The 15,014-nt window shown below is 72.9% G+C and carries 12 protein-coding genes; 7 read left to right on the top strand and 5 right to left on the bottom strand.

The genetic code is table 11. From position 1 onward, the window contains the following. Window positions 1–55: 55 nt before the first annotated feature. A complete protein-coding gene (locus AB5J73_RS34880; RefSeq protein ID WP_370963061.1) occupies window positions 56–481 on the top strand; it encodes a DUF4383 domain-containing protein in 426 nt (141 codons plus the stop codon). Here the strand turns inward: AB5J73_RS34880 and AB5J73_RS34875 are convergent. Continuing rightward, window positions 432–1,649, bottom strand: a complete 1,218-nt coding sequence (locus AB5J73_RS34875) for a glycosyltransferase 87 family protein (protein WP_370963060.1) — start codon at window positions 1,647–1,649, stop codon at window positions 432–434. The genes AB5J73_RS34880 and AB5J73_RS34875 overlap by 50 nt on opposite strands. A gap of 97 nt (window positions 1,650–1,746) precedes the next feature. Between AB5J73_RS34875 and AB5J73_RS34870 the strand changes: the two genes are divergently transcribed. From AB5J73_RS34870 to AB5J73_RS34860, 3 genes are read left to right on the top strand one after another with little or no spacing between them, the layout of a single operon-like run. Next, window positions 1,747–1,974 (top strand): hypothetical protein, encoded by a 228-nt coding sequence (locus AB5J73_RS34870; protein WP_370963059.1) that lies wholly within the window; start codon window positions 1,747–1,749, stop codon window positions 1,972–1,974. Window positions 1,975–2,029: 55 nt separating this feature from the next. Then, window positions 2,030–3,163 carry an acyltransferase family protein gene (locus AB5J73_RS34865; protein ID WP_370963058.1) on the top strand — a complete coding sequence of 378 codons (1,134 nt, stop codon included), beginning with the start codon at window positions 2,030–2,032 and terminating at the stop codon, window positions 3,161–3,163. Between the two features lie 31 nt (window positions 3,164–3,194). After that, window positions 3,195–4,397 (top strand): cysteine desulfurase-like protein, encoded by a 1,203-nt coding sequence (locus AB5J73_RS34860; protein WP_370963057.1) that lies wholly within the window; start codon window positions 3,195–3,197, stop codon window positions 4,395–4,397. Between the two features lie 3 nt (window positions 4,398–4,400). Here the strand turns inward: AB5J73_RS34860 and AB5J73_RS34855 are convergent, their stop codons facing one another. The 3 genes from AB5J73_RS34855 to AB5J73_RS34845 all read right to left on the bottom strand — a co-directional run bounded on the left by AB5J73_RS34855 (window position 4,401) and on the right by AB5J73_RS34845 (window position 9,511). Further along, window positions 4,401–5,804 carry a M4 family metallopeptidase gene (locus AB5J73_RS34855; RefSeq protein WP_370963056.1) on the bottom strand — a complete coding sequence of 468 codons (1,404 nt, stop codon included), beginning with the start codon at window positions 5,802–5,804 and terminating at the stop codon, window positions 4,401–4,403. A 182-nt stretch (window positions 5,805–5,986) separates the two neighbouring features. Continuing rightward, a complete protein-coding gene (locus AB5J73_RS34850) occupies window positions 5,987–7,627 on the bottom strand; it encodes a PucR family transcriptional regulator (protein WP_370963055.1) in 1,641 nt (546 codons plus the stop codon). A gap of 78 nt (window positions 7,628–7,705) precedes the next feature. Next, window positions 7,706–9,511, bottom strand: coding sequence for a hypothetical protein (locus tag AB5J73_RS34845; protein ID WP_370963054.1), 1,806 nt, complete (start codon window positions 9,509–9,511; stop codon window positions 7,706–7,708). Window positions 9,512–9,640: 129 nt separating this feature from the next. On the opposite strand from AB5J73_RS34845, the gene AB5J73_RS34840 reads away from it, so the two are divergent. Genes AB5J73_RS34840 through AB5J73_RS34830 form a run of 3 tightly spaced genes read left to right on the top strand, consistent with a single transcriptional unit; the run spans window position 9,641 to window position 11,369 of the window. Further along, window positions 9,641–9,985: a hypothetical protein gene (locus AB5J73_RS34840; RefSeq protein ID WP_370963053.1), complete on the top strand. Its 345-nt coding sequence runs from the start codon at window positions 9,641–9,643 to the stop codon at window positions 9,983–9,985. Further along, the gene (locus AB5J73_RS34835; RefSeq protein WP_370963052.1) at window positions 9,982–11,205 is read left to right on the top strand and encodes a hypothetical protein; all 1,224 of its coding nucleotides are present in this window, start codon (window positions 9,982–9,984) and stop codon (window positions 11,203–11,205) included. The genes AB5J73_RS34840 and AB5J73_RS34835 overlap by 4 nt, the downstream gene beginning before the upstream one ends. Then, entirely contained in the window at window positions 11,202–11,369 is a 168-nt protein-coding gene (locus AB5J73_RS34830) for a hypothetical protein (RefSeq protein WP_370963051.1), read from the top strand. The genes AB5J73_RS34835 and AB5J73_RS34830 overlap by 4 nt, the downstream gene beginning before the upstream one ends. On the opposite strand, the gene AB5J73_RS34825 is transcribed toward AB5J73_RS34830, so the two are convergent. After that, window positions 11,362–14,952, bottom strand: coding sequence for a discoidin domain-containing protein (locus tag AB5J73_RS34825; protein ID WP_370963050.1), 3,591 nt, complete (start codon window positions 14,950–14,952; stop codon window positions 11,362–11,364). The two genes, AB5J73_RS34830 and AB5J73_RS34825, sit on opposite strands and share 8 nt — an antisense overlap. Window positions 14,953–15,014: the final 62 nt, after the last annotated feature.

The raw sequence follows: 15,014 nt of genomic DNA, 5'->3' as shown, positions 1-15,014 counted from the left end.
CCGGTTACCCCGGAAGCCGTGCATTAAAAGGGCCCGCGCGGGGAACCCGGAAGACATGACCGCCACCGAACCCGAGGCCCGGCGCGGCCCCGCCCCCGTGCAGGGCATCGGCATGCTGATCGGCCTGCTGTTCCTCGTGCTCGCCGCACTGGAGCTGATGTCGGGCGTCGCGGACGGCGGCGGCCCGCGCGAACTGTTCGGGGTCTTCGCCGCCTCCGGGGCGTGGGCGCTCACGCACCTGCTGACCGGCGCCGCCGCGGTGTTCTGCACGCGCTCGCCGCGGCTGGCCGCCCGCTTCCTCCTCGCCGCCGGCGCCGTCTACGCGGTGGTCGGCCTGGCCGGGCTGCTCCCGCTGCCGGACACGGTTGCCGAGGTGCTGCCGATGAACAACGCCGGGGTGTGCCTGGCCCTCGGCCTCGGGACGGCCATGCTCATCCTGGGAGCGGGCTGGCTGCAGCGCGGGCCGGAACGGCGCCGCTGAAGCCGGCGGCCGGCCGGGGGAAGCGCACCAGCACCGCCGTGACCAGCACCGCGAGTCCGAAGAGGACATAACCGTTGCCGGTGAGCTGCTGGCCGAAGTTCCACTGCCGCTCCACTCCGCCACCGCGCGGCCACCACCACTGCGGTCCCGCGACGAAGAGCACGGCACCGGCGCCGGCCAGGAGCGCGAACCCGCGCCGCCGCGTGCGGCGGGCCGGCTCCGCCCAGCCGAGCAGCACGACCACCGCCCAGACCCAGTGGTGCGTCCAGGAGATGGGCGACACCAGCAGCCCGCCGACGGCGGTGAGGCCGAGCGCGAGCACGGGTTCCCCCGCGGCCAGCGCGCGCCGCACGCCCAGCGCGGTCAGCACCAGCACCACCGCCACCAGCGGCAGCCACCACGCCGTCCGCGCCCCGGGCGGCACCCCCAGGCGGGCAAGCAGCCCGAGCAGCGACTGGTCGCCGGCGTAGGTCGGCTCGCCGACGCGACCGGTGTCCCACAGCGCGCCGGTCCAGTACCGCACCGAGTCCGCGCCGGCCACCAGGAACCCCAGCGCCGTCGCGGCCAGGAACGTGACCGCGGCGGTCACCGCGGCCCGGGTGTCGCGGCGGAGCAGGAGGTAGAGCACGAACACCGCCGGGGTCAACTTGATCGCGGCGGCGACGCCGATCAGAAGCCCGCGGGGCCACTTCGGCGCGGCCACGAGAGCGTCGAGGACGACCAGCGCGAGCAGCAGCAGGTCGATCTGGCCCGCGTACAGCGTCCGCAGCACCGGCTCCAGCGCCTCGGCGGCCAGCAGGAACGCCGCCACCCGCCACCAGTCGCACCGCGCCCCGAGCGCGCGGAGGACGGTCCTCAGGACCAGCGCCAGCACCCCGAGCGTCAGCACGGTGAGGGCGAGGCAGGCGGCCCAGTACGGCAGGACCGCGAACGGGGCCAGCAGGATCGCCGCGAACGGCGGGTAGGTGAACAGCAGGGACTGGCCGTCCCCGGTCGGCGGCAGCGTGCCGTAGAGGTCGTGGCCGTGCAGCAGCGCGGCCGACCCGAGCCGGTAGACGTCCAGGTCGACGCGGTAGGCCGGGAACCGCCACCGCCCGCCGTTGTACGAAACCAGCAGCGCCGCCGCCACCAGGACCTGCGCGCCCGCCAGTAGGTGTCTCCCCCGCATCACTCGCATTCTGTCGGGTCGCCGCGCGAGCGCCATCCGGGTATCCCCCGGACCGGACCCCGGGAAAACCGGTTGCCCGCCGTGCCACCCTGGGCGGATGGGGACCCCGGACGGCTTCGCGCACCGCGTCGGCGAGCGCGGCGACGTGACGATCACGCACCACGGCCGGCCCGCGGGCACCCTCCGCGGGGCCGCGGCGGCCCGGTTCCTGGCCGCGGTGGCGCGGGGCGACGACCCGCAGCAGCTGATGGCCCGCGTGACCGGCAACTACAAGCACGGCACCGAACGGCGCGCCCGCGAGCACCCGCGCAACCGGGACCGGTGAGTTTCTCGCCCGTTCGGGTCAAGGGCCGCGACTGGATGGGTTAGCATCTGCCCCCGTGCCGAGCTCGCCAAAAATTCACGCCAATCCCAACGTCGGTTTCGCGTGGCTGAGGATGATCGGCGCGATCACGGTCATCGTCGACCACAGCATGCCGCTGCTGCACCCGCAGCGGCTGACGATCTTCCCCGCGTCCTGGCACATGTCGCCGGGGTACATCGCGCTGATGGGGTTCTTCGCGATGAGCGGCTACCAGATCCAGGACAGCTGGGCGCGCGACCCGTCGTGGTGGCGGTTCTCCGCGCGGCGGCTGCTGCGGATCATGCCGCCGCTGGTCGTCGTGCTGCTGGTGACCGTGTTCGTGATCGGCCCGCTGGTCACGACATGGCCCGCGCACGACTACTGGACGCACATCCAGACGTGGCGCTACCTGGTCGGCACCACCGTGCTCTTCTACATGCAGCACGACCTGCCCGGCGTGTTCGCGGGCAACCCGTACCCGTTCTCGGTCAACGGCGCGATCTGGACGCTGCCGATGGAACTGCTCGGCTACGCGCTGGTCCTCGTCGTCGGCGTGGTCGTGCTGATCGGCCTGCCGCGGCTGGTCCTGTTCCTCGTCCTCGGCGGCATGGTCTACACCGACACGGTGCTGCACGCGACGTTCGAGCAGCACGGCCTCGGCGGCTCGCTGCTGGTCGTCCCGATCGGCTCGACGGTGTCGTTCCTGGTGCCGTTCGTGATCGGGATGGTGCTGCACGCCTACCGCGACCGGATCCCGCTCAAACCGTGGGTCGCGCTCGTCCTGTTCGGCGCTTACCTGGCGCTGAGCCAGACGCCCGCGAGCCGGTACCTGCTGGCGCTCAGCGCGGCGTACGGCGCGATCACCCTCGCGATGCACTGGCCGCGGAAGCTCGAGGTCGCGGGCCCGTGGGTCTACGGCAGCTACGGCACCTACATCTGGGGCTTCCCGATCCAGCAGCTGTACATCCTCGCCGGCGTGCGGCAGGTGTGGCTGCTGATCCTGCTCGCCGTGCCGTCGGCGTACCTGGTCGGGCAGCTGTCCTGGAACTACGTCGAGAAGCCCACGCAGCGGCTGCGGCGGTACCTGAAGGCGCCGGCCCCGGTCCGGCGGCCGGTGCCCGCGCCGCCGCAGGTGCCCGCCACCGCCGCCGCGCCCCTGCGGAGATCTTGAGGTCGATCGCCGCGGTGGGCATGCTGGCGCCGTGACCTACGACGTGCGCACGATCCGCAAGCACTTCCCCGCCCTCGCCGACGGGGCCGCCCACTTCGACGGTCCCGGCGGCTCGCAGGTCCCCGACGTCGTCGGGGAAGCGGTCGCCGGAACGCTCTGCGCCGCGATCGCCAACCGCGGCACCGTCACCGCGGCCGAGCGCCGGGCGGGCGCGGTGGTCGCCGAGGCCCGGCAGGCCGCGGCCGACCTGCTCGCCGCCGACCCGGCCGGCGTCGTCTTCGGCCGCAGCATGACCCAGCTGACCTACGACTTCTCCCGCGCGCTGGCCAAGGACTGGGGCGACGGCGACGAAGTCGTCGTCACCCGGCTCGACCACGACGCCAACATCCGGCCGTGGGTCCAGGCCGCGGCGACGGCCGGTGCGACCGTGCGCTGGGCGGACTTCGACCCCGCCACCGGCGAGCTCGACGCGGCGGCGATCGCGGCCCTGCTGTCGGAGCGGACGCGGCTGGTCGCGGTCACGGCGGCGTCGAACCTGCTCGGCACCCGCCCGGACCTCCCGGCGATCGCGGCGGCGGTGCACGACGCCGGCGCGCTCCTCTACGTCGACGGCGTCCACCTGACCCCGCACGCGGTGGTCGACGTGGCCGCGCTCGGCGCCGACTTCTACGCCTGCTCGCCGTACAAGTTCCTCGGGCCGCACCTGGGCCTGGTCGCGGCGGCGCCGGCTCTGCTCGAGACGCTGCACCCGGACAAGCTGCTGCCTTCGACCGACGCCGTCCCGGAACGCTTCGAGCTGGGAACGCTGCCGTACGAGCTCCTCGCGGGCACGACGGCGGCCATCGACTTCCTCGCCGGGCTCGTGCCGGGGACGGGCTCCCGCCGTTCGCGGCTCGTCGAGTCCCTGCATGCGTTGGAGGGGCACGAAACCGCGCTGCTCGGCCGGCTCGACGCGGGCCTTTCGGCGATCTCCGGCGTGACCCGGTACGGCTCACCGGACCGCCACCGCACCCCGACGACCTTGTTCTCGGTCGCCGGGGTGCGGTCTCAGGCGGTGTACGAGCACCTCGGCGCGCAGGGGGTCAACGCCCCGGCCAGCAGCTTCTACGCGATCGAGTGCTCGCGGCACCTCGGGCTGGGCGACACCGGCGCGGTCCGGGCCGGCATCGCGCCCTACACCACGGAAGGCGACGTCGACCGGCTGCTCGCCGGGCTGGCGTCGCTCCCGCGTTGACGGCTACTTCGGGTCCTGGTCCAGCTGGGTCGCCTTCACCGCGTTGCCGACCTGGGCGCAGTCGTCGGTGGTGATGCCGGCGGTCCCGGCCTTCGCGAGGGCGGCGCACGAGGAGTTCAGCGCCTCGCCGACGTCCTTGAAGGTCGCGCTCTGGGTGAGCGTGTTCTCGACGCCCCACCAGATCTGGACGGACTTGTCGAGGCCGAGGCCGCGGACGGTCTGGCCGTTGAAGGTGTCGCCGTCGGTGATCAGGTAGTCGGCCTTGTTCACGACGCCGTCGTTGATGTGCTCGTCCGGGTTGTTCGTGTCCCAGCCCGGGCCGTTGACCATGTCCGGCTGCGGGGTGAGCGACGACCGCGGGTCCTTCATGTTCCGGATGGCGCCGAGCGACGAGCCCGCGCCGAGCAGCCAGCGGTTGTCGCCGGTGTCGTTGGGGTCGTTCGACGTGATGCCGATGAACTTGCCGAAGACGTCGGACAGGCCCTCGTTGATCGAGTCGGCCTGGCCGCCGCTGAGCCCGGACGTGTGCTGCGTGACGCCGTGCGTCAGCTCGTGGCCGGTGATGTCGTCGGTGGTGACGCCCTCGCCGAAGGCCATCTGCTCGCCGTCCCAGAAGGCGTTGGCGAACGGGCACTCGCCGTCGACGCAGATCCGGACCGTGCCACGCAGGGCCTTGCCGGTGCCGTCGGAGTAGTCCGCGCCGATCAGGCTCGTCAGGTCGACGTTCACGTACTTCTGGTAGAAGTCCGACGCCTGCCCGAAGAAGGTGTAGACGTTGTTGACGTCCGCGACGCTCGACTCGGCGCCGCCTTCCTTGCGCGTGACGTCGAAGGCGGTGCCGCAGCGGACCGACGCGGAGCTGCCGCTGACCACCTTGTGGTTCGCGTCGCAGACGTCCCGGTTGGCCTCGCGGACCTCCGACCACGACGTCACGACGTCGTGCGTGCCGGCCTTGACGACCTCGGTCCACTTGTCGTTCAGCTTCTTGCCGTGCACGGTGACCTGGTAGGTCGGCACCGCGACGCCGTTGCCCTTCGCACCACCGAGGGTGGCGTCGTACCAGTAGGCGCGGGGCGCGTCGGCCTTCAGCGTGTTCGCGGCGAGGCCGGTGCGCTTGGCGACGTCGGCGATGGCGGCCTCGGTGGCCCCCGCGTCGCTCGCCGGGAAGGCCCCGGCGGTCTTCTTCGTGGTGCGGCCGTGCGTGGCGAGCACCGCGCCCGCCTTGTCGCGGACCTGGATCAGCTGGCCGCCGAACACCGGCACGCCGCCGATTTCCTGCTGCGACCGCAGTACGCTGCCGAACGGCATCGCGAGGGGGTTCAGCGCGTGCATCGACGGCTGGGCGATGGTCGCGTAGGCCGGCGAGCCGGTCGTGAGCAGCGACACCGCGACGACGGCCGCGCTCACCGCCGCAGTCCCTGCGATGACCCGTTTGCGTGACACCCGGTACACCTCCGTGGAAGCTTGATCACCTGACGTGAAGTCCGTGCAGGTTCACATGCCCCGAAGGGGTCGCACACCGGTCGAAAGTAGGTAACTCACCATCTCTGGTCGAGTTTCCGGTAGTTAATCACCGACATTTCGGACGATCAGGAAGCGGGCGGAGCCACCACGCGCAGCTGCAACATCGCCGCGAACCGCGCCTCCGGGTCCGTCATGTCGAACCCGCCCACCTCCGCCAGCCGCCGCAAGCGGTACCGGAACGTGTTGGGGTGCACGTGAACCGCCGCCGAGGCCGCGATCACGTCGCCGAACGCGTCGAGCCAGGCCCGGAGGGTCTCGACCAGGTGCGCGTGGTGCTGCTCGTCGTACTCGATCAGCCGCGCGACCGGACCGGTCGGGCGGTCTCCCCGCACGGCCACCAGATCCTGCAGTTCCAGCAGCAGCGCTTCGACGTGGACGTCGGCCAGCGACGCCACCCGGCGGCCCGCGCCGCTGCCCGATCGCAGCACCCGGAGCGCCCGGTCCGCGCTCGCGCGGGCTTCCGGCAGCTCGGCCGCGCTGCGGGCCACCGGGCCGATGCCGACCACCGCCCGGACGCGGTCGCCCACCCGGTCCAGGAAGTCCTTCGCGATCCGGAGGGCGCGCCGCTCGCCGTCGGCGTCGCGGGTCACCGGGACCAGGCCGTACGCCGTGTCGCCGACGAGGGCCGCCGCGCAGCGGGGGTGGACCGCGCTCAGGTGCATCGCCAGGCCGTCGGCGAGACGCTGGCGTTCGGTCGCGATCTCGGCGTCCTCGGCGCCGTCCTCCAGTACCGCCAGCGCCAGCACGACGACCGGCTGGTCGGCCAGCCCCAGCCGGCTCAGCGCCTCGCGCGCGGCGGCCCCGCCCTCCAGCGCCGTGCTCAGCAGGTCCGCCCGCAGCCGCCGTTCGACGTCGGCGCCCGCCCGGACGCGCAGCAGGTGCAGCGCCACCAGGCGGGCCGCGTCGCAGAGGGCCTGGGTGCGGTCGGGGGTCAGCGGTTCGCGCACCGCGGCCCAGATCGAGCCGAGGATCTCGTCGCCCGCCCGTACCGCGACCGCCACCCGGGGGATCGTGAAGCCGTCGAGGCTCTCCGGCGGCCGGTCGACGAACACCGGCTGGTCGGTGCGGTAGAGCTCGCGGAACACCCCGCGGTCGGCCAGCATCCGCGAGAACCGCTCCGGCACCCGCCGCCCCAGGATGGTCTCCACCCGCGACGGGTCGGCTTCGTCCTGGTGGCCGGAGAACGCGAGCACGCGCGAGCGGCGGTCCTCGATGGTGACCGGCGCGTCGATGAGCGCCCCGATCGCGTTGGCCACCGCGAAGAGGTCGCCCGACGGGAGCCCGGCGAGGGTCTCCGGTTCCGCGTCGCCGACGTCGCCTTCGGCCAGCAGCGACCGCAGCATCGCGGCGAGCTGGGCCCAGGACGCGCCGCGGGCCAGGCCCAGCAGGGCGACGCCGGTCTCGTCGACGGCCGCGGTGATCGCCGCGGTGACCGTGACCGGGGCGCGCAGCACGAGCCCGGCCGCGTCGTGGCGCGCCAGCGTGCGCAGCTGCCGCACGACCTCGCCGGGCTCGGCCAGCCCGACCCCGAGCACCAGGGCGTGCTGCGGCAGCGCGGGTTCGTCGAGCGGGTCGTGGATGGCGACGCCGCCGATGCCGCCCGGGCGGTCGCCGTCGCCGAGCACGAGGTCCAGGAGGGTGCCACCCAGGTCGTCGAGGACGCGGCCGAGGCTGGCGTGCGGGCGCAGGTTCACCGAAACGAGCACCTCCCGAAGCTAGGCGGGACGACCCCAGCCTAGTTCGTCGGAGGGCACGAAATCAGCACCCGATTTCGTCCACCGGCACTAACTGGCGGTCTCCCGGCGCCGCGCCGGGTCACCGGCCGCGGCGGCCGCGTAGAGCCACGCGAACGCGGCCCACATCCCGGCGAAGATCAGCCCGACCACGGCGTAGGCGACCGTCCACAGCACGAGCGGGGTGTCGGTCTTGCGTTCCCGCTGCAGGAACGAGATCTCCGAGACGAAGTCGCGCTTCCCGGATTCGGCGGCGATGACCTGCGCGTTCGCCGCCGGATCGGCGGGCGCGTAGACCGGCGCGAGCGCCATCAGCCGGTTGGCCACGTGCAGGCGGATCCCCGCCTTCCACTGCCCGAACACCGGCAGCGGCTCGGCCGTGCGGTAGACGCCGGGGCCGAGCTTCTCCAGCGGCGCGGAGTAGAAGTCCCCGCCCTGCCAGGCGAACCCGGTGAGCCAGACGGCGTCGTCGGCGAGGTCGGGCCGGCTGATCGTCACGGTGGCGTCCACCCAGCGGGGCGTCCCGCCGCCGTGCGGGTTGGAGATCTCCTGGCCCGCCGCGGCTTCGGTCAGCCGCACGTCCGCGGTGAGCCCGGGCGGCGGGGCGAGCGGGGCCGCGACCGCCGCCATCAGCCCGACGACGCCGAGGGCGCCCACCAGTCCGGCGGCGTGGCGGGCCCCGAAGGCACGCGGCGGGCGGGTGCCCGCGGCGACGTCCTCGATCCGCTGGTGCTGCCAGGCGCCGATCAGCGCGCCGCCGATGCTCGCGGCCGTGCCGAAGGCGAGGAAGAGGCCGAGGTCCGCGACGGGCCACGGGTCCGGCATCAGCCACTGCGAGAACGCCCACTCGCCGAGCAGGCCGAGGGTGCCGCTCGCCAGCCCGGCCACGACCGGGAAGAGTGGCCCGCGCACCAGCAGCGCGACGACCTCGATCACGACCGCTTCGGCGGCGTACGGCAGCAGCGAAGCGACGTGCAGGTCGGCGACCAGCGGGATGATCGAGAAGACGGCGCGGGAGACCAGCAGCACGGCGACCACGACGAGCGCGCCGCCCGGACCCCACGAAAGGCGGCCGCAGACGAGCGTCCAGCTGCCGATCAGCCCGACGAGCACCACCTGGGCCAGCATCGGGAACTGCGGCACGCCGAGGTCGAACTCCATCAGGAACGCGGACGCGCCCATCATCCAGGCGCCGGCCAGCACCGGCCCGAGCAGCCGGACGAACGGGCCGGTGGCGCCCGCCTGGCGGGCTTCGGCCAGCAGCAGCTGCAGGCCGATCACCACGCCGACGCCGCCGCCGATCATCAGCACGTGGGTGGGGCCCCACTCGGTGACGTCCTGGCCGAAGAGCCGGTGCCAGACGTCGTCGAGCGGGAAGCCGGCGATGCCGACCAGGCCGGTCAGCATCATCTGGACGCTGCCCATCGGCACCCGCCAGTGCGGGCCGAGCTTGAAGGTGCGCTTCGGCAGCTTCCCCTTGGCCAGCGCGGCGCTGAGCACGCCGCTGGCGAAGATGCCCATCAGGCCGAAGTAGATCGGGTAGTGCGACGGGTTGGCCAGCGGGCCCTCGTCGCGGCCGAGCTCCATGTGGATCGGGACGTCCCAGTAGACGCCGATCAGGGCGGACATCCCGGAGAGGAAGGCGACGAACATCGGCAGCGCGGCCCACCGCGGCAGGCCGGACAGCTCGCCCGACCAGTCGGCGAGGCGGCCCACGAGCGTCCGTTTGCCGGCCCGGGTCCGCAGGACGAAGATCGCCAGCGGGATGAAGACCAGCAGGAACATCAGCAGCGCGACGACGATCTGGCCGAACTGCGCGCCCCCGGCCGGGGGGCTGTTCTCCTGCGCCAGCAGCATCGCGTGCGCCTTCCTGATTCCGTGAACAGAAGTAACTGTTACTGTTCGTCACACGATAAGCCGGGCGAACCGCCCGGGCAACTCCGGGGTGCCCGCAACCGGACAACCCGCACGAGGAGAAGGACAACGATGCGGCGGATCCTGGTGCCGGTGACAACACTCGCGCTGCTGGCCGGCTGCGGTACCCCCGCGCCCCCGGCACCGGCCGGTGAGCAGGTCGCGCAGTTCACGGTCCAGGGCGGCAAGCGGGTCGCCGGGCCCGAACGCGTCGAGGTCGCCCCCGGCCGCGCCGTCCGGCTCGAAGTCACCTCCGACACCGCCGACGAGCTGCACGTCCACGGCTACGACAAGGAGGTCGAGCTGGCGGCGGGACAGCCGGGCTCGGTGTCGTTCACCGCCGACGTCCCGGGACTGTTCGAAGTCGAGCTGCACCACAGCGGGGCGAAGCTGACCCAGCTGCGGGTCGGCGCGTGACGATCGTCCTGGCCCACGGGCTCGGCGGGCGGTCCGACCTGCCGGTCCCGCTCTGGCTCGCGCTCTACGCGGGCGCGGCTGCCGTGCTCGCGTCGTTCGTCGCGCTGACACTGCTGTGGAAGACCCCGCGGCTGCGGGGCTCGGCAGCCGGACGCCCGCTGCCGTTCGCGCGCTTCCTCGGCTCCCGGGTGCTGTCGTTCGTCCTCAAAGGACTCGGGCTGGGGGTGCTCGCCGGGTTCCTCGCGATGGCGTGGTTCGGCCCGGGCACCTCGGCGGCCAACCCGGCGCCCGCGTGGTTCTACGTGTGGTTCTGGGTCGGGCTGGTGCCACTGTCGCTGCTCTTCGGCCCGGTCTGGCGGCGGCTGAACCCGTTGCGCACCCTGGCGTCACTGTTCCCCGGCCGCCGGCCGCTGCCGGACCGGCTCGCCCACTGGCCCGCGGTGGTGAGCCTGCTCGCGTTCCTCTGGCTGGAGCTGGCTTCCGGCCACTCGGACTCGCCACGGCTGATCGCCGGGTTCGTCACCGTGTACGCCGTTATACACGTGGCTTGCGGTGCGGCGTACGGGCCGCGCTGGTTCGACCGCGGCGACGGGTTCGAGGTCTACTCGGTGCTGATCGCCGGGCTGTCCCCGGTCGGCCGCCGCGCCGACGGCCGGCTCGTGCTGCGGTCCCCGCTCGACGGCCTGCTCGCCCTCGGCGGCTCCCCCGGCCTGACCCCGCTGATCCTCGTCGTCCTGGGTTCGACGGCGTTCGACGGCCTGACCCGGCTCCCGTTCTGGAGCGACCTGGACCCGTCGGTCCCGCTCGCCACGGCCGGCCTGCTCGCGGCGATCGCCCTCACCGCACTGGCGTACGCGGGCGGCATCCGGCTGACGCGGCCGTACCTGCGCAAGGGCACCGAGCCGTACGCCGGGTTCGCGCACACGCTGGTGCCGATCATGGTGGGCTACACCGTGGCCCACTACTTCTCGTTCGCCCTCTTCGAAGGCCAGCGCGGCTTCGACCCCGCGGTCGTCGACTACACGCTGGTGTCCACGGCGGTGATCGCCGTGGTCCAGGTGGGCGCGATCGTGCTCGGCCACGTCCTGGCGGTCGGCTCGGCGCACGACCGGGCCCTCGGCCTGCTGCGCGCCGGGTACCGGACGGTGGGCCAGTACCCGCTGCTGGCCCTGATGGTCGGCTACACCGCGGCCGGCATCTTCCTGGTGTCGGGCGCATGACCACAGTGGACACCGCGGCCCGCGTGGTGCTGATGCACCAGGGCGGCTGGGACGAGATCGCCCTGTTCACCGGCCCGGTGGCGATCATCGGATTGCTGATCTTCCTGGCCCGGCGCCAGGTACCCCCACCCGACGACGAGGACGACGACGACGAAGTCAGCTAGTCAGCTTCGCCGCCACGTTGTACGCCTCCACCAGCAGTTTCGCGTTCGGCACCCGGCGCCGCGGCTCGACGTGGATCGTGCGGCTCTCCCCGGGCAGCAGCCAGAAGTAGTTGTCGCCGTAGCGGGTGGGCAGGACGCGGTCGGTGCCGTTCTTCTCCCGCAGCGACAGCCGGATCATCGCCGCCACCGTGCGGCCGTCGTTGCGGATCGTCGCCGTGTACGCGTCGCCGTCCGGGCGCAGGGACGTCGTCAGCCGCGCGCCCGGGAGCTGGTTCAGCGCGCGCATCGCCGTGTCCGTCCGGTAGCGCCAGTACGTGTTCTCCGACAGCACCGCGCCGCCGGCGTCGGTCAGGGTCAGCCGCAGCAGGTGCAGGTCCGGCTGCCCGTCGGCGAACGGGACCGTGAACGCCGCGGCGGCCGAAATCGGGGCGACGTCCAGTTTCTGCTGCTGCGCCTCGCCCAGGGCCACGCCGTCGAGACCGTAGAGGCGCGCGGTCGCGGTCACGCCGGTCAGCGCGCCCGGCGTGTGGTTGATGACCCGGACCTGCCACGTCGTCAGGTCGGCCTGCACGTGGTGGTGCTCGCAGCCCTTGCGCGCGCCGTAGTAGCTGCCGTTGACGTCGAGGTCGTAGTCGTAGGTCTGCCAGACCGTGCTGTGCCACGCCGGGTGCGACATCCACAGCAGCACGCCGGTGGCGTCCGCCCACAGCTTCGCGTTCCACGCCTCGAAGATCGCGCGCATGCTCTCGTAGTTGACGAACTGCGCCTTGCGGCAGAACTCCGCGAGGCTCGTCGACGGCGCCAGCCGCGCGTCGATCGCCGCCAGGTAGCTCTGCGGGGACTGGTTGCCGTTGGTCGACCAGTCGTGCAGGAACCACGGCGCGCCGATCGGCCAGCCCGGGTCGTCCTTCCCGACCAGGTTGCGCATGCTCTCGACGACCGAGACGGTCGGCAGCCCGATCTCGCTCCAGAACCCGGCCTTGCCGCCGGTCGCCTCGCCGGTGAAGTACCGCTTCGGGTCCTGCCAGTAGTACGGGCCGTCGCCGGTGATCACGCCGCCCGCGGAGTTGCCCTGGTAGAGCAGGTCGGTGCTCGACTGGACGATGTCACGCAGCGCGTTGTCGATCACCGGCGGCGGGGTGCCTTCGTTGCAGCCGAACCAGACCGTCGCGCACGCGTGGTGGCGGTAGCGCAGCACGGTGTCCTTCGCCTGCGCCAGGAAGACGTCGTGGTTGGCCGGGTCGGTCGACCAGCCGTCCCAGAACTCGTTCCACAGCAGGATCCCGTACTTGTCGCAGGCGTCGAACAGCTCCTGCCGGTACGACGAGCCCACCCAGTTGCGGATCAGCGTGAAGTTCATGTCGCGGTGCATCGCGACGACGGCGTCGGTGCGCTCGGCCGGCATCCGGCGCAGCAGCTCGTCCCAGCCCCAGCTGCCGCCGCGGGCGAAGATCTTGACGCCGTTGACCAGGAACGTCAGCGGCTTCGGGCTGTTGTCCACCGAAGCCGCGTCGGTCCAGGCTTCGCCGTCCTGCGACACCTGGATCTTGAAGGTCGCGGCGTAGGCGGTTTCCCAGGTCAGGACGACCTTGTCGAACGCCGTCGCGGTGCCGAGGTCGACCTGCAGCCACTGGTCGTCCTCGTAGGCCGACGTCCAGCGCGTGTCCGGGTCGCCGTCGAAGGCCCGCTCGGGCGGGTTGCCGTCGGCCACCGACGACGACGAGGACGGCTTGCCCTGCGCGAGATCGGTCCCCGAACTGCCGGGCACGGCCAGCGTCCAGAGCGAGAACCCCCAGCCGGTCGCGCGCTTGAGGCCCTGCATCCGGACGAACCGGGCGTTCTGCGGGCCGAGGTCGACGGTCTGGGTAGCGCGGCCGTCGGCGATGACGATCGGCAGGTCGTACTGGTAGCCGATCTCGCGCAGGCCGATCTTGACGGTCCGGCGGTCGCTGGTGGTGGCGCCGATCGCGGCGGTGAGGGTCAGGTCGTACAGGTCCGGGTCGCCGTAGCCGTTGGGCCACCACAGCTTCGGGTTCTTCACGACCTGCTTCGGGAACACGACATCGGTGCTCTGCCCGGCCGGGACGGTCACCGTGCTCGACACGCTGACCGGGCCGAACGCGGCGCTGACCTGGACGCGCTGGGCGGTCGCGGCGGCGTTGCGGACCGGGACGGTGAGCGTCACCTCGGCGGTGCCGTCGCCGGGCACCTTCGTGTCGGCGCGGACGTCGCCGAGCACGGCGGCACCGGTCGAGCGCAGGCGGACGTGGTCCCAGATCCCCGACGCGCGGTCGCGCACCGCGGGCATCCAGTCCCAGCCGGAGACCGCGAGGTAGGTCGGCGAGTTGTCGAACATGGTGCCGCCCGCGTCGACCCAGGAGCTGCCGTCGGCGCCCTTGTCCCCCGGGCTGCCGGGGCGCGGCATCGGCGAGATCTTCACGGCGAGCGCCTGGTCGCCGGACCGGCGCAGCGCCGCCGTGACGTCGAAGGCGCCGCGGCCGAACGGATGGCTCTGCGTGCCGATTTCGGCGCCGTTGAGCCAGATCTGCGCTTCGTGGTTGACGCCGTCGAACTCGAGCCAGACGTGCCGGCCGGGCGAGGTGTCGAGGCCGCGCGGGAGGCCGAAGCGGCGGCGGTACCACCAGGCGTGGCGGGAAAGCGCTTCCGGTACGTGCAGGTTGTTCAGCCCGGACACCGGGTCGGGCAGCTGCCCCTGCTCCACGAGCGAAGCCAGCACGGTACCGGGTACGGTGGCCGGCAGCCAGCCACGGGTGTCCACAGTGGAGCCGGAAAGCGCTTTGCCGTCGCCGGTGGGGGCCCAGTCGTCCATCGTGAGCACCCAGCCGGATTCGAGCGGCACGGTGCCGTCGGGCGCCACGGCGAGCGCGGGCGGGTCGTCGTGCGGGCGGACCGGGAAGCTCGTCCAGCCGTGCACCGCCGGGCGGTTGCGCGGGCCGGTGCCGAAGACCTGGAAGCCGTTGAGGCCCAGCGGGTTGGTCGTCGAGCGGCGGCTCGCGGTGAAGCGGACCCAGCGCGCGGTGACGGCGAGGGGGATCGTCACGACGCCGCCGGTGCCGGCGTCGGTGTGGTGGACCGTGCGCCAGGCCCGGCCGTCGTCGGAGACGTCGAGGTCGAACGCCGTCGCGTAGCTCGACTGGACTTCGGCACCGCTGGTGCGGCTGCGGGACGCGCTCGCGTCGAACGCCGGGTCGCCGGGCCGCGCCTCGAAGGTCAGCACGACGGAGACGACGCGGCAGGCGGCCTGGAGGTCGACGACGATCCACTGGCCGTCGCCCGGGGCGGCGCGCCAGCCGGAGCCGCGGACGCCGACCTGCGCGAGGCCGTCGACGGCGAACTCGGCCGGGGTGGCGGCGTAGGCGGTCGAGGAGACCTGGACCGGCCGGAAGAGCGCGAGGTCGGTCTTCCCGGCCACCGCGGGCGCGGCCGACGCGACCCCGGGCAGGACCGCCGCGAGCCCGAACCCGGCGAGCAGCCCGGTCCCGGCGGCCAAGACGTGCCGCCGCGACACGGCGGCGATCTCCGCGGGCTCGACATCTGCGGTGATGCCGTACTCCTCGGCCATGCGAACTCCGTTTCCCGACCGGCTGACAACGTTGCCAGGAAGCTTCCGCTGAGCGCGTCGGA

The sequence above is a fragment of the Amycolatopsis sp. cg9 genome, from assembly GCF_041346945.1.
GTDB lineage: Bacteria > Actinomycetota > Actinomycetes > Mycobacteriales > Pseudonocardiaceae > Amycolatopsis.
This window is presented reverse-complemented; position numbering and strand designations above follow the sequence as displayed.

Excerpts from the sequence above, each read along its gene's own strand:
- AB5J73_RS34880 (WP_370963061.1), top strand. The coding sequence starts at position 56 with ATGACCGCCACCGAACCCGAGGCCCGGCGCGGCCCCGCCCCCGTGCAG.
- AB5J73_RS34875 (WP_370963060.1), bottom strand. The coding sequence starts at position 1,649 with ATGCGGGGGAGACACCTACTGGCGGGCGCGCAGGTCCTGGTGGCGGCG.
- AB5J73_RS34870 (WP_370963059.1), top strand. The coding sequence starts at position 1,747 with ATGGGGACCCCGGACGGCTTCGCGCACCGCGTCGGCGAGCGCGGCGAC.
- AB5J73_RS34845 (WP_370963054.1), bottom strand. The coding sequence starts at position 9,511 with ATGCTGCTGGCGCAGGAGAACAGCCCCCCGGCCGGGGGCGCGCAGTTC.
- AB5J73_RS34840 (WP_370963053.1), top strand. The coding sequence starts at position 9,641 with ATGCGGCGGATCCTGGTGCCGGTGACAACACTCGCGCTGCTGGCCGGC.
- AB5J73_RS34830 (WP_370963051.1), top strand. The coding sequence starts at position 11,202 with ATGACCACAGTGGACACCGCGGCCCGCGTGGTGCTGATGCACCAGGGC.
- AB5J73_RS34825 (WP_370963050.1), bottom strand. The coding sequence starts at position 14,952 with ATGGCCGAGGAGTACGGCATCACCGCAGATGTCGAGCCCGCGGAGATC.